Source organism: Marinobacter nanhaiticus D15-8W, assembly GCF_036511935.1.
Lineage (GTDB): Bacteria > Pseudomonadota > Gammaproteobacteria > Pseudomonadales > Oleiphilaceae > Marinobacter_A > Marinobacter_A nanhaiticus.
Genome location: NZ_AP028878.1, coordinates 1,535,694 through 1,552,423, shown reverse-complemented (window position 1 = coordinate 1,552,423; position 16,730 = coordinate 1,535,694). Strand labels below are relative to the sequence as shown.

The window sequence follows — 16,730 nt, the reverse complement described above, 5'->3', positions numbered from 1 at the left end:
TCAGCCCCGCAGCAGGTAGAGAACGGTGAATACGAAGATCCAGACCACGTCGACGAAAGCCCAGTAAAGACCGACGATATGGATCTGCCGATCCAGCTTGGCAGGTGCACGCCAGCCGGCGATCAGCGCCGCCATCACGCCGAGGATGACGATGCCGATCAGCATATGGGCAGCATGCATCCCGGTCATGGCGTAATAGAAATTAAAGAACAGTTCCGCTACCTCCGGGTGCTCGCCCGGGTAGTTGAAAGGCAGGTCCAGCACCGGCAGCAGTTGCTTGGTGTATTCGTGGTGCCACTCGTAAGCCTTGATGCCGAGAAACACGATGCCCAGCAGGATCGTGGCCAGGAGAAAAAACACGCCCAGTCCGCGGCGCCTCACCCCGACCGCCTGCTCCGCCAACGCCATCGTCAGGCCGCTGGTCAGCAACAGCACCGTATTGATGGTCCCGAGCATGAGATCCAGATGATGCGCCGCTTCGGCGAAGACCTCGCCATGCTGGACCCGGAACACGGTAAAGGCGCCGAACACGCCACCAAACAGCAGAAGCTCGGTAATCAGGAACACCCACATCCCCATCAGCCCGGCATGGCGTTGCTGCTCCAGGGTATCGAACTGTTCGGCCGGGGCGGGTTCAGTCATAGGCATAAGGCCCCCCTGTCACCCTCGGAGTCTCGGTAAAGTTGTGTTCGATGGGCGGCGAGTTTGCCCGCCATTCCAATCCATACGCGTCCCAAGGATTGGCCGGTGCGCGCGGGCCCTTCCAGAGCGACCACGCCAGGTAGGCCAACGGCAGCAGATAACCAATTGCCAGCACACCGGCCCCCAGGGATGACAGCACATGCAGGAACTCAAAGGCCTCGGGGTAGGCATGATAGCGCCGCGGCATACCACTGTAGCCCAGCAGGAACTGGGGATAGAACGTCAGGTTGAAACCGATGAACAACGCAAGCGCCGCTACCTTGGACCACAACTCCGAATACATTCGCCCGGTCATCTTCGGCCACCAGAAATGCAGGCCGCCCAGGTAGGCGGTAACTGCCCCGCCCACCATGATGTAATGGAAATGTGCGGTCACGAAGTAGGTATCGTGCAGGTGCACGTCCAGGGCCAGGGAGGCCAGGAAAACCCCGGTCAGGCCGCCGATGGTGAATAGCCCAAGGAACGACAGTGCATAGATCATTGGCGCCGAGAACCAGATGCGCCCGCGGAACATCGTGGCGGTCCAGTTCAGCGTCTTTACGGCTGACGGCACCGCCACCAGGAAGGTAAAGAACGAGAACAGGATGCCGGAGTAGAGACTTTGGCCGGATACGAACATGTGGTGGCCCCAGACCACGAATCCGAACAGCGCAATGGCAGCGATGGACAACACCATGCCCTTGTAGCCGAATACCGGGTTGCGGGAAAAACAGGCGATGATCTCCGAAACCACGCCCATGGCGGGCAGGATCATGATGTACACCGCCGGGTGGGAATAGAACCAGAACAGGTGCTGGAACAATAACGGATCGCCGCCCAGGGCGGGATCGAAGATGCCGATACCAAGACCCCGCTCCAGCCCCATCAACAACAACGTGACCGACAGCACCGGCGTGGCCAGCACCATAATCAGGCCGGTGGCATAATTCGCCCATACAAAGAGCGGGAGGCGTTTCCAGGTCAGCCCCGGCGCACGCATGGTGTGCGTCGTCACCATGAAGTTAAGACCGGTGAGGATCGACGAAAACCCCACCACGAACACACCGGTTGCAGCCGCTATCACCGACGTATTCGAGAAGAGGCTGGAATACGGCGTATAGAAAGTCCAGCCCGTATCCACACCGCCGGCGAGGACCGCCGCCAGGGTAAAAATGCCGCCGACGGTGTAGATATACCATGACAGCAGGTTCAGCTTCGGAAACGCCATGTCCTTGGCCCCCACCATCATCGGCATAAGGAAGTTACCCAAGGTGGCGGGAATCGAAGGAATCAGGAAGAACCAGACCATGACAATCCCGTGCAGGGAGAACATTTCGTTGTAGACCTTTGCGCTGAGCAGATCCCCCGGTGCGGTGATCAACTCAAGCCGGATCAGCAGCGCAGCGATACCCCCCAGGAAGAAGAAACCGGTAATCGATACCGTGTAGAGCCAGGCAATACGCTTGTGGTCCACCGTCAACAACCAGCCGCGTAGCGTCCAGTTACTGCTGAGATAGTGTTCCGGGTAATCGTGTTCCCGATGATGGTTTTCCGGATGCGAGGCGACGGTCATTGCGGGGCTCCTGAAGCTCTGTCCTGATTCCATTCACCAGGCTGCAGCGATTTGATGTAGGCGATCAGCTCGAAGATTTCACTCTCGGACAGTTGTCCGGAGAAACTCGGCATAATGGGCTGGAAGCCGGCCACTACATGTTTCTGCGGCTGCAGGATCGAATCGCGAATATAGGCCTCGTCCGCCACGATGGTGCTACCGTTGTCCAGCGGTACTGTCCGGCCATACAGGCCATCCAGCGCCGGGGCCGGCGTTTGGGCGCTGTCCTGGTGGCAACCGGTGCAGCCGTGGCTCTGGAACAGCTGCCTGCCGGCCACTGCCGGACTCGGACCTTCCCCATGGCGCGTGAGCCATTCCTGGTAATCCGCCTGCGATAGCACGACGATGCGGCCTCGCATCTTAGAATGCTCATTGCCGCAGTACTCGGCGCAGAACAGGCGGTACTCTCCGGTCTTGGTGGCAACAAAGTGCGCCGTGGTGTACAGCCCGGGCACCGCATCCCGCTTCAGACGCAGCGCCGGGATCGAGAAGCTGTGGATCACATCCTGGGAGGTCAGCCGCAACTTCACCGACTCGCCGACCGGCACATGCAGCGTATTGATTTCCCGGGTGCCATCGGGGTGCTGGACCTTCCACATCCACTGCTTGCCGACGATATTGACGGTGATGTCCGACTGCTGGTCATCATAGAGATGCATGTAGAGGTGGCCGCCCCAGTAAAACAGCCCGAGAAAGAGCAGGGTCAGACCCGCAGCGAACCCGATCTCGATCCGGTGGCCTACGCGGTCCGAAAAACGGGGTTTGCGCGGCCCCTTACGCGACCGGCGATAGCGGAATCCGAACACCACGATCAGGCCCACCAGAATCGCCACCAGCAACGCCGACAGACCCAGCAGCCCGAAATACAGGTGGTCCACTTGCGTGGCGTAGTCAGACGCCTCCGTGGGAATCAGTTGGAGGCCGATGTCAGGATCAACAATCGACTGCTCGCTCATGACCGTTCACGCCTCCGCAACCAGAAGAAGATCACGACCATGGCGCCGACGAACACACCACCAGAGGCTTGCAGCAGCCTCATCACTGCCAGGTTGTACTGACCGGACTCGACATTGAAGCGGTAGCAGCGCAGCACCACCTGGTCCACCGGACTACCCACCTCGCCCTTGCCGGCATCCAGCAAGGCCAGACGCAAATCCGGCGCCTTGGGATCGATGCCGAAGAGGTAACGGTTGATGGTGCCGTCCGGGTCGACGATGACCAGGCCAGCGGGGTGGGCATAGCGGTCATGTTCGGCGTCATAGACGTATTCAAAACCTACCGCAGCGGCCAGCCGGTCAATCGCCGACTGGTCGCCGGACAGGAAGCGCCAGTTCGCCACCAACTCGCCGTTACGCGAGGCCATCCGCCGCTGGACGGCCTGGGCCTCCTCGGGGCCCTCCCCCGGATCGATGCTTACGGTAACCACCTGGTATTCATCCGGGCCGAAGGCGAGCTTTTCAGCCGTTTCCGCGAGGCGACCCAGCAGCATCGGGCACAGGTTAGGGCAATCGAACCAGGACATCACCAGCACCATCGGCTTACCCTTGACGAGCTGACCGATGGTCACCGGCTCGCCATACCGATCGACAAAGGTTATGTCCTCGGGCAGGGGCTCGCCGATGCGCTGTTCGAAGGCCACCTGTTTGAGCCGCTGCTCGGCGGTTTTCACATCATGTCCGGATTCGGCCACGGCCTGCAGCGCAGCCAGCAACAGTAGCGCCCCCACCGCCAGAGCCCGACGTGTCCCGAGCAGGATTCGAATCATGGATTGCCCTCCCCCTGTTGGCCTGGCAGCCGGGCTTCCTCCGCCGAAATATCCGTCTCTGGCAGTCCCCGCTCGACCAACAGCGACATGGCGTATTCGATGGGTATATGCACCACCCTTGCGTCGCGGTCGACCCAACCAACAGTCTCCAGTCGTTCCCGGGCGCGGGCTTCGAGTACCGCCAGGTCCTTGGGTGGGTTGGCCTGCAGGCGCGGCTGACCCTCGGCAACAGGTCGGTCTCCCAACGCCGACGGCTCGACCGGTGTCTGCCAGCCCAGGAACGCCCACCAAATCAGCAGCGTGATCACGACGACAATCACCAACGTGGCGAGCATGGCCGTGACCAATGGCCCCACGTTGGATATATCTCGTTCGTGGCCCGGCGGGTGCTTGTCCGTTTCAGCCATAGCGCACCTCCTGGCGAGCCCGCACGCCTCTGATCCAGCCCAGGTAAGTTGCGCCGGTCACGATCAGGATCAGTGGCGTCAGGAACATCTGCTCCACCTGCAGCGGACCGAAAGCGGGCAGGATCAGCCACTGCAACTGCAGCACGTGTCCCGCGAGGCAGAGCATCGCGACAGTCCATAACCATGTGCGGCGCTCTTTCCCCTTCCCCGGTAAAAGCATAAAAAACGGCACCAGGAAGAAGAGCACGAACGAAATCACGCTGATTTCACGCCAAACATGCTCGCTGCGGTGGATATACCAGCCAATTTCGTCCGGTAGGTTGCCGGACCAGATGATGATGTACTGGGAGAACGCCAGGAACGCCCAGCCCAGCAATATGGCCAGCCACAGGTTAGCCAGGTCCTTGCGTGGAGGGCTTTCCATCCCCGCTCCACCGATCAGCAGTCCGACCGCCAGGGCCGCTCCGGCGAGATTGGTACACAGCATCAGACCAAACACGTCGGAATAGAATTTCGGTTCAAGGGACATGAACCAGTCGAAACTGAAGAAGGTAATGGTCAGCACCCAGAGGATCAGCCCGGGCGCATGTATCCGCTGCGTCTTGGGCGTGCCCGAGATCGGCCGCCACAAGCCCTGCATCCAGGCCAGGGCCAGCCAGATGGCGCAATACAGCAGCAGCCGCGCGACAAAAAACGGCGTATTCAGGTAGAACTGCTTGCGCTTGACCACCTCGGGCAGCAGGTGTTCCGGCTGGGTCCAGGTAAACAGCGTGTCCATGGCCAAAAGCAATGGCACCAGGGAGACCACGAACAGCGGCAACGTCGCCGCCAGCGCCAGCCAGACAGGTCGACTCTGGTCGCCCCAGCGGCCGCCGGTCAAGCCATGGATCATGAGTATCGGCAACGCGCCCAACGGGATCGCGCCCCAGGTTAACGCCGCAGCCAGCCAGCTTTGCAGGAACGCTTCCGGCCAGAATACCAGGCCGGCGATCACCACCAGCAGCGTCAGCCCGGCCGGCAGCCAGATGCGGGGATTCGCGATCATGGCGTCCCCTCCAGTTGCGCGCGTAGACCTTCGGTCAAGTCCTGCGGGGCGGCATGCTGGGAAAGCTGCAAGGCGCGAATATACGCGGCCACCGCCCAACGATCCTCCGGCGGGACCCGGGCCGCATAACTGTACATCACCCCATAGCCATTGCTGATCACATTGTAGAAGTGCCGCAGGGCCACCGAACGTAAACGCTCGCTGTGCAGCGTCGGTGGTGCCGGAAAGCCGCGCTGCACCACCATCCCGTCGGCGTGCCCGGTGCGGCCGTGACAGGGCGAGCAATAGGTGTCGAATCGTTGCCTGCCCCGCTCCAGCAAATCCAAAGTCAGGGGCATGGGCAAGTCTTCCGGGACGGGCCCCAGCGAGGCGCCACGGGGCACGGTGCCGGGCACGGGTTGCAGGGCGGACTGGTTATGCTTCCACCCAGGCGCGGCCTCGTACGCCTCGTACCGGGGCTGGTTGGCCATGTCCTGCTCACAGCCGGCCAGCATGAGTATGGCGAGCCCCAACATCCAGACCCGGCACATCATGGCGCCAGCTCCTTTATCTCGCGGACATCGTGCTCCTCCAGGCAGGTCTCGACATCCACCAGGCTTGCACCGGGACACAGCAGGAAAAAGCCGTCACTGGATGCCCGGTCGAACGCCCGATCGTTGAAGACCGGGTGATAGGGTCGCGGCAACCCGTTGCGGATCAGCATGCCAAAAACAGCAGTCAGGACAGAGGTCAGCACGCCCACCTCAAAGGTGATCGGCAGGAAGGCCGGCCAGCTGTTCAGGGGTTTGCCGCCCACCACGTAGGGATAGTCGAAGGAGGCATACCACTGCATGAAGAAGGCGCCTGCGGCGGCGATCAAGCCGAGCACGAGTGCCAGGGGTGCGATCATTCGCTCCCGGTAGCCCAGTGCCTCCACCAGCCCCGGTACGGGAAAGGGCGCAAAGGCATCCAGTTCGCGAAAGCCTGCCCGCTTGGCCGCCCGCGTCGCCTCCACCAGAGCCTCGGCGGAAGGCATACGGACGAGAATGCCGAACACGCTGGATTCACTCATGGCGCTTGCTCCCGTGTATCTCCAGGCGCATATCATGGATCGACACCAACGGCGCCACCCGCACGAACACCATCAACAGGAAGACAAAGAGACCCAGCGTGCCCAAATACACCAGCCAATCCCAGGTGGTGGGCCAGGCGGTATCCCAGGCCGAGGGCATGAAATCCGCGTGGGTACTGGTAAACACGATCTGGAAGCGCTCCAGCCACATGCCGATGTTGCTGGTGATGGCCAGGCACAACAGGGCCAACGGCGAACGGCGCACCCGCTTGAACCAGAGCAGCTGCACCAGCACCACGTTGCAAAAAATCATGCTCCACCAGATCGGCGCATAGGGGCCGGTCCAGCGATCGTAGTAGACATTGAAGTAATTGGGATCGCCGGAATAGAAGGCGGTAAAGATTTCCTGGCTGTAGGCGTAGTCGACCACCAGGGCGAACACCAGCATCATGCATCCAAGATAGTCCAGGTGACTGCGGGTGATGAGATTCTTGAGGCCGAACATAGCCCGCATCACCACCGCCAGCAGCGCCACGGTAGAAAACCCGGAAAATAACGCGCCGGCCACGAAATACGGGGGAAAGATAGTGAAGTGGAAACCGGGCACGATCGACACCGCCAGGTCCAGCGAGATGATCCCGGTCACCGATACCACGATCGGCGCCGCCACCGCCGCCATCACCTGGTTGGCTTTTTCATAACGTGCCCAGTGCAGCGCGGAGTTGCGCCACCCCAGCGCCAGCATGGCGTAGAAATACTGGGCGAAGCGGTGTTTGGCCCGGTCACGCAGGGTAGCGAAATCCGGCAGCAGGCTGAGATAGAGGAAGCTCGATGTGTAGATCAGGTAGGTCGAGATGGCGAAGAAATCCCATACCAGCGGACTGCGCCATTGGGGCCACAGGTCCATGGTGTCCGGGTATGGCAGCAGGTAGAAGAAAAACCAGGGCCGTCCCAGGTGGATCAACGGGTAGAGCCCGGCACAGGCAATGGCGAACATCGCCATACCTTCGGCGAGCCGGTTGATCGACGCCCGCCAGCGCTGCCGGGTCAGCAGCAGCACCGCGGAGATCAGCGTTCCCGCATGGGCGATCCCGATCCACCAGATGGTATTGACGATGGGAAAACCCCAGGCCACCGGAATGTTGATCCCGAACAACCCAACCCCGGTCGTGAAGACCACCCAAAGCACCACCAACAGCATCAATGCCAACGCGGCGGAGATCACGAAGGCAATCCACCATGACGCGGGCGCCTTGCGGTCCTGTATCAGACCGGCAATCCGCTCGGTTACCGAGCGGTGGGTCATATCCGGGATCAGCGCGGTCTGGGAACGTTTCGCCATCGACTAACCCTTCCCTTCCAATGCCGGATTGGGATTACGCACGGCGGCCAGATAGGTGGTGCGGGGCCGGGTATTGAGGTGACCCAGCATGGCGTAGTTCAGCGGGTGCTCCTTGAGGTGTTTCACCTCGCTGTCCCGCTGGGCCAGGTCACCGAAGACAATCGCCTCGGTGGGGCAACTCTGCTGGCAGGCTGTCTGCAGTTCGCCCTCGGCAATCGGCCGGTTCTCGGCTTCGGCATTGTGCCGGGCACTATTGATGCGCTGGACACAGTAGGTGCACTTCTCCATCACCCCGCGGGAGCGTACGGTCACATCCGGATTCTGCACTGGCGGCTCCGCCGGATAGGCCGCCTGGGCGCTGGTGTAGTCGAACCAGTTGAACCGGCGCACCTTGTACGGACAGTTCTGGGAGCAGTAACGGGTACCGACGCAGCGCTGGTAGAGCATCTCGTTCAGGCCATCCGCCGAGTGCTGGGTCGCCCCGACCGGACACACATACTCGCAGGGCGCATTCTCGCAGTGCATGCAGGGCACTGGCTGGAAGGTCATGCGCGGGCCGTCCAGTTCCCCTTCGAAATAGCGGTCTACGCGAATCCAGTGCATATCGTGGCCGCGGGACACTTCCTCGGGACCGACGATGGGAATATTGTTCTCCGCCTGGCAGGCGGTGACGCAGGCATTGCAGCCAGTGCAGGCCGACAGGTCGATAACCATGCCCCAGGCATGCTCGGCTTCGCGTTCGGCCGGCCAGGGTTCCGGATAGAGCGAAAGTTCGTGGTGCTCGTGCTGGGCGAAAGCCGGGTTGTCGCGGTAGGTCTGCAGGGATGCCCCGCGCACCATGTCCCGGTCCTCGATATCGTGATGCGCCTGGATCACGGCCAGCTTCTGGTGTTTATCGGTCGCTTTAATCGACGCTGGTACCGCCCAGGGTCGGCGGCTGTCACGCACGTGAAAGGCGTTGCTGCCCACACCGTCGGCCACCCGCCCGGCTGAACGCCGGCCATGGCCCATATGGAGATTGACGGTATTGTCCGGCTGACCCGGCAGGATATATACAGGCGCCTCAAGCGTACCCGCGTCGGTGGTCACCTGGACAACCTGGCCCTCCCCCAGCTGCCGCGCTTCCGCCAACCGCGGACTGATGAGCAAGGCATTGTCCCAGGTCAGCGTCGTAATCGGCCGGGGCTGCTCCTGCAGCCAGCCGTTGTTGGCGTAGCGGCCATCCCAGAGCGCCGGGTCTGGGCGCAGTTGCAACGTCAGCCCCTGAGAAGGCTCTGCAGGTGCCGGCAGCGTCTGCGCCCAATTCGCGACGGGCTCGACACTCTGTGCCGGGTAGGCGCTGTCTGCCACCACGCCGTCATGCAGACTACGCCGCCAGAATCCTGGAAAATCCGGCCCGGTGTATTGCCCTCGCCAGTAATCCATCAACAAGTCCCGGGCTTCGCGATCCACCCCCGTTGCCAACGCATCCAGTATTTGCAGCGCGGAGCGACCACCGTGCATTGGTTTGATCAGCGGCTGGACCAGACTGGCCGAACCGTCGTAAGCGCGCCCATCTGCCCAGGTCTCCAGCATGTTGGCCGCCGGCACGTGCCAATGCGAGAGTCGCGCGGTTTCGTCCCGGTACTCCCCCCAATGCAGGCGCCAGGGCACCTGCTGGAGAGCAGCTTCGAAGTCCAGGTCCGCCGGTGCTGTGTAGACCGGGTTACTGCCCAGGATCACCAGATCGTCCACCTCGTCGGCACGGAGGGATTCAGCCAGTTCCGGCAAGCCCGGTGCAGTCACCAAGGTCGGCACCGGCTCGATCCAGTGAAGGGTACTGCCAAACGCATCCAGTTCGGCATTGATGCCATGGGCCAGCATGTGTACGGCCTGCGGCTGCTGCTCGCCCGGAACCACGAGCGCCCGGCCCCGATGGGCCCGTAAATCATCCGCCAAGGCGGTAACCCAGGCTTCAGGTAAGGGTGGGTTTTCAGGTGCCTCGACCATCAGTCCCAGCGCTGCTGCAATTTGCCGTGCCGCCCCTTCGATAGCGTCGTAAGACCTCAACTCCAGGTGATCGGCCACGGCACCGGCCACTGACGGCGTCGATTCCACCGCATAGAGCCGGGCCAATTCCGTCTCCCGGTCCCTGGGCCTGCGCCGCGCCATAAAGTCGTGGGCATAGCGCAGGAAACCCGGCTGGGATTGCAGGAAATCCGCATCCAGCGTCAGCGCGACATCCACCTGGCTAAAATCGTAGCGCGGCTCCAGCGGGCGACCGAATAGCGCGGCGCTACCCTGGTACACAGCCTTGCGATCCACCGGCTCGTGCACGTACCAGCGGGCCTCGGGCCAACGTTCACTCAGGGATTCGATAAGAGCCGCCTCACTGGGCGACGTCACCGTGCCCACAACAAACGCCAACCCCTGCCCCTGACGCTCGTCCCATTGCTTGCCCTTTTCCGCCAGCTCCACCAGACAGGCGCCATACCCGGACACCGCGCCGTGATAGCGCACCGCGGAAGACCGATCGGGATCGTAGAGCGACAAAACCGCCGCCTGGGCGATGGCGTCGCAGGCGCCGAGCGTCGCGGGATGGTCGGGGTTACCCTCCAGCTTGGTGGGCCGGCCTTCGTGACTTTCCGCCAACACACCATGGGCGTAGCCGCCGATAAGCGCTGTGGTGGCGTAGTAGCGCGGCTGGCCGGGCACCATCTGCTCGGGCATGTTCACGTAGGGCACGATGTGCTCTTCCGCCTGCCGACTACAGCCGGTGACGCCCGCCAGGGCCATGCTGGCACCCAGCAGCTTCAGCACGTTGCGGCGACTGACCGGGGCTTCCCAGGGCTTTTCCTCGCCGCCGAACTCACCGGACGCGGCATCGACGTACTCCGGGGTCTGGGCCAGCTCGGCCAGACTGCGCCAGTAGCCGACGCCTTCCTTTCCGGCCAGCCGTTCGCGCAATGGGTTGTAGTCGATTGGCGTTATCGGTGGCATGTAGTGCACTCGGTCATTCGATCCGTATGAATGTCGTAGAGCTTCAGATACTCCTCATCACTGCGTCCGCTTTCCGGTGAATACCCCATTGCCGTCACCTTGTCCCTCGGTCGCAGACGCGGGCCGGGATCGCGGTGACAATCCAGGCACCACTTCATCGTCAGCGGCTTGTCCTGGCGCATAAGCGGCATACGGTCGACGCGACCGTGACACGACTCGCACCCGACCCCGTTGTTGATATGCATCTGATGGTTGAAATAGACGTAATCCGGCAGGTCATGCACCCGCGTCCATTCGATCGGTTCCTCCCGGGCCAGGCTCTGACGGACCGGCGCGAGCATGTCAGCGTTGGTCCAGAGTTGAGAGTGGCAGGTCATGCAGGTCTGGGTATCGGGCAACCCCGCAAAGGACGACCGGTCGACACTGGTATGGCAGTACTGACAATCGATACCGAGTCCCCCTACATGATGCTGGTGGCTGAACGGCACGGGCTGTTCGGGTATGGCGTTCTGGCCGGTGTTGTATGGGGAACCGTTAAGTGTCAGTGCCACGCCCGCCAGCAACACCACCAGTGCAACCAGCGCCAGGAAAAGCTGGACATAACCATTGGTCCGGCGCCGGAAGAGCTGCGGCATGGGTACATTACCCCCGCAGCGTTTGGCGTCGGCTGGTCACTCGCTCCACTGGCGCACACAGGAAGGCTGAACGCTTACGGGTAAACTTCGGGAGCCCATAGCCGAGTGACAAATGGGTTACTGGAAGGGAAAGAAAACTGTGAGCAAAGGTGAAGCCACATACAGGTTCACGCCCTGCGATGGGCGTGTCAAAAGCACCATTCCGAATTGTGGCAATTCGCTGACTTTCGGGCATCCTCCTCCCTCCGTGTCAGACGGACAGCCGAACTTCCAAGCCCGGACTGACTGCTCCATCCATGAACCTCTTTTCAGGTTAGACGTCCACGACCGCTGAGTTCAATCGCCCGAACATTACGAGAGGGCCACGAATAAACATGGATCAGTGTCAGAGGATGCGCTGGATCAACCGGGTCGTGTGAATCAGGTCTCGGTGTAGAAACGACGGTGCAGTTCATGCACCTGCTCGGCCAGCTCCGGCACCGGCCCTTCAACCACAACGCTGGGCGCAACCGAGCTGATCGGCAGGGTATTTACCGGCGGGGGCGGCACTTCCAGTTCGCTAAGCCAGGCCGTCAACTGTTCAGAGGAGCTGACGTATACGATCCGTCCCAATCCGACCCAGGCATGGGCCGCAGCGCACATCGGGCAATGCTCACCAGAGGTATAGACCGTTGCCGCCGCCCGCGCTTCGGGCGTCATGTTGGCCGCCGCCCAGCGGGCCAACTCGAATTCAGGATGACGGGTATTGTCACCCGAGGCCACGTGGTTGTGGTCCTCAGCCACTATCTCCCCTTCGGCCGAGACCAATACCGAGCCAAATGGCTCGTCGCCCACCGCCAGGGCTTCGGTCGCAAGCTCGACGCAGCGGCGCAGGTATTGAAGTTCGCTATTTTCCACGGATGACGCTCCTCTTCCCGGTGAATCTGGTGACAGCGTAGCGTGCTGGCAAGGCCCTGCCGAATCGCACGATGTTTGCGGCGCGGAAGGCGTCAGAACAATTCAAACTGCCCGTATTCGCCGTTGCTCGCCTCATGGGCCAGCAGCCAGCGCTTGCGCTCCACACCGCCGCCGTAGCCGGTGAGGCTGCCGTCGGCGCCGATGACCCGGTGGCAGGGGATGATGATCGAAATGGGATTGCGGCCGTTGGCCGTGCCGACTGCCCGGTTCAGCTTTGGGCTGCCCAGTTGCCGGGCCAGCTCACCGTAGCTGCGGGTTTCACCATAGGGAATCTCGACCAGCGCACGCCAGACCGACTGCTGGAACTCGGTTCCCGCCGGCGCCAGGGGCAGATCAAACTGTTTGAGGTCGCCGGCAAAGTAGGCGTCGAGCTGGCGCCTGGCCTCGCCGAACTGGGATTCGTCCTGCTCCCAGCCCGGTTTTACATCGCAACCGTATTTCTGCTTTCGCATATAGATACGGGTCAGGGATGTGCCGTCACCGGTCAGCAGCAGTTCGCCGATGGGACTGGGAGTGTGGCAATAGAACGTGGTCATGCGCTTGTGCCCGATGCCTCAGCCCTGATACCAGCTACCGGCGGCGATAAAGTGAGGATTCATGACGTCCTCCTTGCCGTAGCGCATAGGCTCGCCGTCGATGGTCTGTACCTTGCCGCCGGCGGCTTCCAGCACAGCCTGGGCGGCGCCCGTGTCCCATTCACAGGTAGGGCCAATGCGCGGGTAGATGTCCGCCCTGCCCTCGGCAATGCGGCAGAACTTCAGGGAGCTGCCGGCCTGCACCAGGCAGTGCTCACCCAAGGCGTCGATAAAGGAACGGGTCTCCTCGTTGAGGTGGTTCTTGCTGGCGACGACCCGGCGTACCGGTGGAGGTACGACCACGTGGAGCTGACGGGTGTGGCCTTCGCTATCCCGCTTCCAGGCCCCTTCATTTCTGATGCCCCAGAACGCTTCTTCAAGGGCAGGCGCGGTCACCACGCCCAGCACCGGCACGCCGTCCTCGATCAGCGCGATATTCACGGTGAACTCGCCGGTTCGTTTGACGAAATCCTTGGTGCCGTCGATGGGGTCAACCAGCCAGAATCGTGTCCATTCCTTGCGCTCGGACCAGGGCGCGTGCGCAGACTCCTCGGACAGGATCGGTACGTCCGGCGTCAGTGCCTCGAGCCCCTTGACGATGACATCGTGAGACGCCAGGTCCGCCGTGGTCACCGGCGACTCGTCTTCCTTGTGCTCCACCGAAAAATCGGTGCCGTAGATCTCCATCACCTTGGCGTTGGCGGCTTCGGCGATGGCGAGGATATCGTTCAGCAGAGAGGCGTTAGAGGCCATGGGGCATCCTTTCGCGTGGTATTTTCCGGAGCGCTTTTGACACTTCGGAAAAACGAATGGCTATACCGACCGAGTTTAACGGATCGGCACCGCGGAAAGTACCGGAGGTAGAGATTACGAAGGTAGAGAGTCCAGAAGGTAAAGAGTATCAGAGCTAAGGGGCACCGGCGTTCGGGGAACAGGGGCGGGTCTACGGTGCCGAACAGTTTTACATTAAATCTGCTGCCCGACGTGGCGTAACTCTGGGTCGGTTGGCTATCGTTGCCAATAGCGGACGACTGATAGCGCCCCCTTACGTTGCCAGCCAATTAACACAAGTTCGCCCGGCATTTCGGAAAAGCTGGTACAAGGGAACTCAATTTGAGACAACCTAAGCAGATGAGGGCCCGCGTACGTCAGTCGGACGTAGACGGGCTTTTTTCTGAGCTCTTTGGCGGAAGGCGGAATGAGCGGTCTAGATGCGCTCGTTGCTGCCAGCGTTGCTTGCGGTACCGGCCATCTGCGTCGAGCCGCAGTTAAGGTAATCGGAGGACTGGAGCCACCGCTGATCCGGATAGTAGGTAAAGACGAACTGGCCGCCCTTGAGACTGTCGACCACTTGGCGGATCACTTTCTGGCTCACGGCCGGGCAGCCATGACTGCGACCGATGCGGCCGTAGTTCCGGACCCAGGCGGTATCGACGTAATCAGCGCCGTGAATCACGATGGCGCGCTGACGAGCGAGGTCGTTGATGCCCTCTTCGAGGCCATCGAGACGCAGGGAGTAGCCATGTTTGCCACGGTAGGTCTCGCGGGCCTGGAACAGACCGATACTCGACTGGTGACTGCCTTCGATATTGGAAAAGGCGCTCGCCTGGTTGAGGCCGGAGTTCTTGCCATGAGCCACCAGGTCACGCAGGACCAGCGCCCCATTCTCCAGGTCGAAGATCCAGAGCCGTTTTTCCGAAGAGGGCAGGGAGAAATCGATGACGGCAAGACGTTTCGGCTTCTCCAAACCGCTGCTCACCGCGCACTGGGAGGCCTGCAAAGCGCTTTTCAGGACATCACGGCTGATGTTGGGGGCGGACACGCTGAGTTTGCTGTACAGCGTCTGGTCAAACGGTGACGCCGTGGTGTTCGAAACGACTGAGACGGAAAACAGTACGCCCATTGCGACTGCCAGCACGCGTGGAAAGCGACTGTTGAGCATCGTTGATCTGAGCCTCTCGGGTGTCGGGGAGCCTTTTTTCGGCGTCCAGGGCATCTCGGATACAGCGCTGGCTTGGGGCCAGCCACTGGCTTCCGGAGCCATTGCCCCGAAAGGATGATGCATTCTAGCAAGGTTTTCTGCGATGGAAATCAGGGTGTACAAAAACCATACAATTCGGAACGTATGGCGACGCGCATTCAGTCTTGCCGTTGGTCTGTGCGTGCTACCCACAGCCCAGGCACTGCACCGGATCGATCCTGACCAGTGCGAGCCGCTTCCGGACAACTCGCCTTTCCATAGCGCTGCCATGGCCCGTTTCAGCGCGCAGACTCGCAACGTCGCCCTATGGACCGACACCCAGCGCCTGCAGTCCCTGATCGACGCCCTCGATAACCTGGCCAGCGACGGCCTCAATCCGGCCGACTACCATACCGAAGCACTGACACATGCGCTGGGACACCTGAAAACCTGGGGCCAGCTGGGCAAATGCGACATTCGTCTCGCCAACGATGCCTACCTGCGTGCCCTGGCTGACCTAAGCTATGGCAAGGCGCGCAATCTCGAAGCCCAATCGATCTGGTACTCGGCGAACATCGCCCGGATCGAGGACCCGGGACGGCTGGTGAAACAGGCGGTGAAGGGGCTGGATAACCTGGCCCGGGCGATCGCCCGAGCCCGGCCGGAATCGCCGCGTTATCGCCATTTGCGTAAGGGTTATGCACAGGCCTTGGAAAGCCTGCCGGAAGCCTGGGCCAGGATACCTGAAGGTCCGACGCTGCAGGTGGGCGACGACGATGACCGGGTACCACTGTTGCGCGAACGCTTGCGGGCCGAAGGCTACCTACCCTCGCCGCCGGTGCCCGACCGGATGGCAACGCGATTCGACACCGCACTGGCCCTGGCTGTGGAAGAATTCCAGCGCCGGCATAGTCTGGCAGACGATGGCAGGGTCGGCAGCCGGACACTCCAGCAACTCAATATCTCGCCCCAACGCCGCCTGGAGCAGATCCGCGCCAACCTGGAGCGCCTGCGCTGGCTCGCACATGATATGGAGCGCACGTTGCTGCTGGTGGATATCGCCGCGGCGAGGCTTGAGTTTTACGCGGATGGCGAGCTGATCTACCGTGGCCGTGCCCAGGTAGGCAAACCAAGGCGGGCAACCCCGGAACTGAAATCAGTGATCACCCATGTCACGGTCAATCCACACTGGAACATGCCCCGCAGCATTTTCCTAAGGGATGCCCTGCCCTCGATCCGTAACAACCCGTTCTACCTGAGCGAACGGGGCATGCGCGTCTACGACCAGGAAGGCAACGAACTGAGCCAGTCGGAGGTGGATTGGAGCAATCCCCTTGGCCTGCGCCTGAGACAGGATCCCGGGCCCGGCAATGCGCTCGGCCAGGTGGCCATTCGTTTCTCGAATCCCTTTGCCGTCTACCTGCATGACACGCCTTCAGCTGGCCTGTTCGAGAGCCAGAGCCGCTTCTACAGTTCCGGCTGTGTCCGGGTGGAGGATGCCATGAGCCTCACGCGATTATTGTTCCGGCATGCCGGTCCCGACCTCCAACAGCGACTGGAATCGGCCGTGGCTTCCGGGGAATCCAAAAACGTTCACCTGTCGCGGGGTGTGTATATCCTGATGGCTTATTGGACGGCCGAGGCAGACGCCTCCGGCCGTATCACCTACCGCCCGGACGTCTATGGCAGCGACGGCCAGTTGCTGGCTTTTCTGGACTAGT

16 protein-coding genes are annotated in these 16,730 nt (G+C 61.7%); 1 reads left to right on the top strand and 15 read right to left on the bottom strand.

Translation table 11 applies throughout. From position 1 onward, the window contains the following. The 15 genes from RE428_RS06985 to RE428_RS06915 form a co-directional block, all read right to left on the bottom strand. The gene (locus tag RE428_RS06985; protein ID WP_004581269.1) at positions 1-642 is read right to left on the bottom strand and encodes a cytochrome c oxidase subunit 3; all 642 of its coding nucleotides are present in this window, start codon (positions 640-642) and stop codon (positions 1-3) included. Beyond that, entirely contained in the window at positions 635-2,254 is a 1,620-nt protein-coding gene (locus tag RE428_RS06980) for a cytochrome c oxidase subunit I (RefSeq protein WP_004581268.1), read from the bottom strand. The genes RE428_RS06985 and RE428_RS06980 overlap by 8 nt, the downstream gene beginning before the upstream one ends. Further along, the gene (gene coxB / locus RE428_RS06975; RefSeq protein WP_004581267.1) at positions 2,251-3,249 is read right to left on the bottom strand and encodes a cytochrome c oxidase subunit II; all 999 of its coding nucleotides are present in this window, start codon (positions 3,247-3,249) and stop codon (positions 2,251-2,253) included. The genes RE428_RS06980 and coxB overlap by 4 nt, the downstream gene beginning before the upstream one ends. Next, complete coding sequence (locus RE428_RS06970) at positions 3,246-4,058, bottom strand: SCO family protein (protein ID WP_004581266.1); 813 nt, start codon at positions 4,056-4,058, stop codon at positions 3,246-3,248. The genes coxB and RE428_RS06970 overlap by 4 nt, the downstream gene beginning before the upstream one ends. Then, positions 4,055-4,465 carry a hypothetical protein gene (locus tag RE428_RS06965; protein ID WP_004581265.1) on the bottom strand — a complete coding sequence of 137 codons (411 nt, stop codon included), beginning with the start codon at positions 4,463-4,465 and terminating at the stop codon, positions 4,055-4,057. The genes RE428_RS06970 and RE428_RS06965 overlap by 4 nt, the downstream gene beginning before the upstream one ends. Further along, positions 4,458-5,510, bottom strand: a complete 1,053-nt coding sequence (locus tag RE428_RS06960; protein WP_004581264.1) for a hypothetical protein — start codon at positions 5,508-5,510, stop codon at positions 4,458-4,460. The genes RE428_RS06965 and RE428_RS06960 overlap by 8 nt, the downstream gene beginning before the upstream one ends. Next, positions 5,507-6,043: a c-type cytochrome gene (locus RE428_RS06955; RefSeq protein ID WP_004581263.1), complete on the bottom strand. Its 537-nt coding sequence runs from the start codon at positions 6,041-6,043 to the stop codon at positions 5,507-5,509. Before RE428_RS06955 ends, RE428_RS06960 begins: the two co-directional genes overlap by 4 nt. Beyond that, entirely contained in the window at positions 6,040-6,561 is a 522-nt protein-coding gene (locus tag RE428_RS06950) for a DUF3341 domain-containing protein (RefSeq protein WP_004581262.1), read from the bottom strand. The genes RE428_RS06955 and RE428_RS06950 overlap by 4 nt, the downstream gene beginning before the upstream one ends. After that, positions 6,554-7,903 carry an NrfD/PsrC family molybdoenzyme membrane anchor subunit gene (nrfD, locus tag RE428_RS06945; protein ID WP_004581261.1) on the bottom strand — a complete coding sequence of 450 codons (1,350 nt, stop codon included), beginning with the start codon at positions 7,901-7,903 and terminating at the stop codon, positions 6,554-6,556. The genes RE428_RS06950 and nrfD overlap by 8 nt, the downstream gene beginning before the upstream one ends. A 3-nt stretch (positions 7,904-7,906) precedes the next feature. Continuing rightward, on the bottom strand, positions 7,907-10,882 hold the full coding sequence (locus tag RE428_RS06940) for a TAT-variant-translocated molybdopterin oxidoreductase (RefSeq protein WP_004581260.1): 2,976 nt from the start codon (positions 10,880-10,882) through the stop codon (positions 7,907-7,909). Next, positions 10,870-11,517, bottom strand: a complete 648-nt coding sequence (locus RE428_RS06935; protein WP_004581259.1) for a cytochrome c3 family protein — start codon at positions 11,515-11,517, stop codon at positions 10,870-10,872. The genes RE428_RS06940 and RE428_RS06935 overlap by 13 nt, the downstream gene beginning before the upstream one ends. Positions 11,518-11,937: 420 nt before the next feature. Then, on the bottom strand, positions 11,938-12,414 hold the full coding sequence (locus RE428_RS06930; protein ID WP_004581258.1) for a nucleoside deaminase: 477 nt from the start codon (positions 12,412-12,414) through the stop codon (positions 11,938-11,940). 92 nt (positions 12,415-12,506) lie between these two features. Beyond that, on the bottom strand, positions 12,507-13,010 hold the full coding sequence (locus RE428_RS06925; RefSeq protein WP_004581257.1) for a methylated-DNA--[protein]-cysteine S-methyltransferase: 504 nt from the start codon (positions 13,008-13,010) through the stop codon (positions 12,507-12,509). A gap of 18 nt (positions 13,011-13,028) precedes the next feature. Continuing rightward, positions 13,029-13,802: a 3'(2'),5'-bisphosphate nucleotidase CysQ gene (gene cysQ, locus RE428_RS06920; protein ID WP_004581256.1), complete on the bottom strand. Its 774-nt coding sequence runs from the start codon at positions 13,800-13,802 to the stop codon at positions 13,029-13,031. A gap of 454 nt (positions 13,803-14,256) precedes the next feature. Next, positions 14,257-14,991: a murein L,D-transpeptidase catalytic domain family protein gene (locus RE428_RS06915; protein ID WP_004581255.1), complete on the bottom strand. Its 735-nt coding sequence runs from the start codon at positions 14,989-14,991 to the stop codon at positions 14,257-14,259. Positions 14,992-15,211: 220 nt separating this feature from the next. Between RE428_RS06915 and RE428_RS06910 the strand changes: the two genes are divergently transcribed. Then, positions 15,212-16,729, top strand: a complete 1,518-nt coding sequence (locus tag RE428_RS06910; RefSeq protein WP_205624606.1) for a L,D-transpeptidase family protein — start codon at positions 15,212-15,214, stop codon at positions 16,727-16,729. Position 16,730 lies beyond the last annotated feature (1 nt).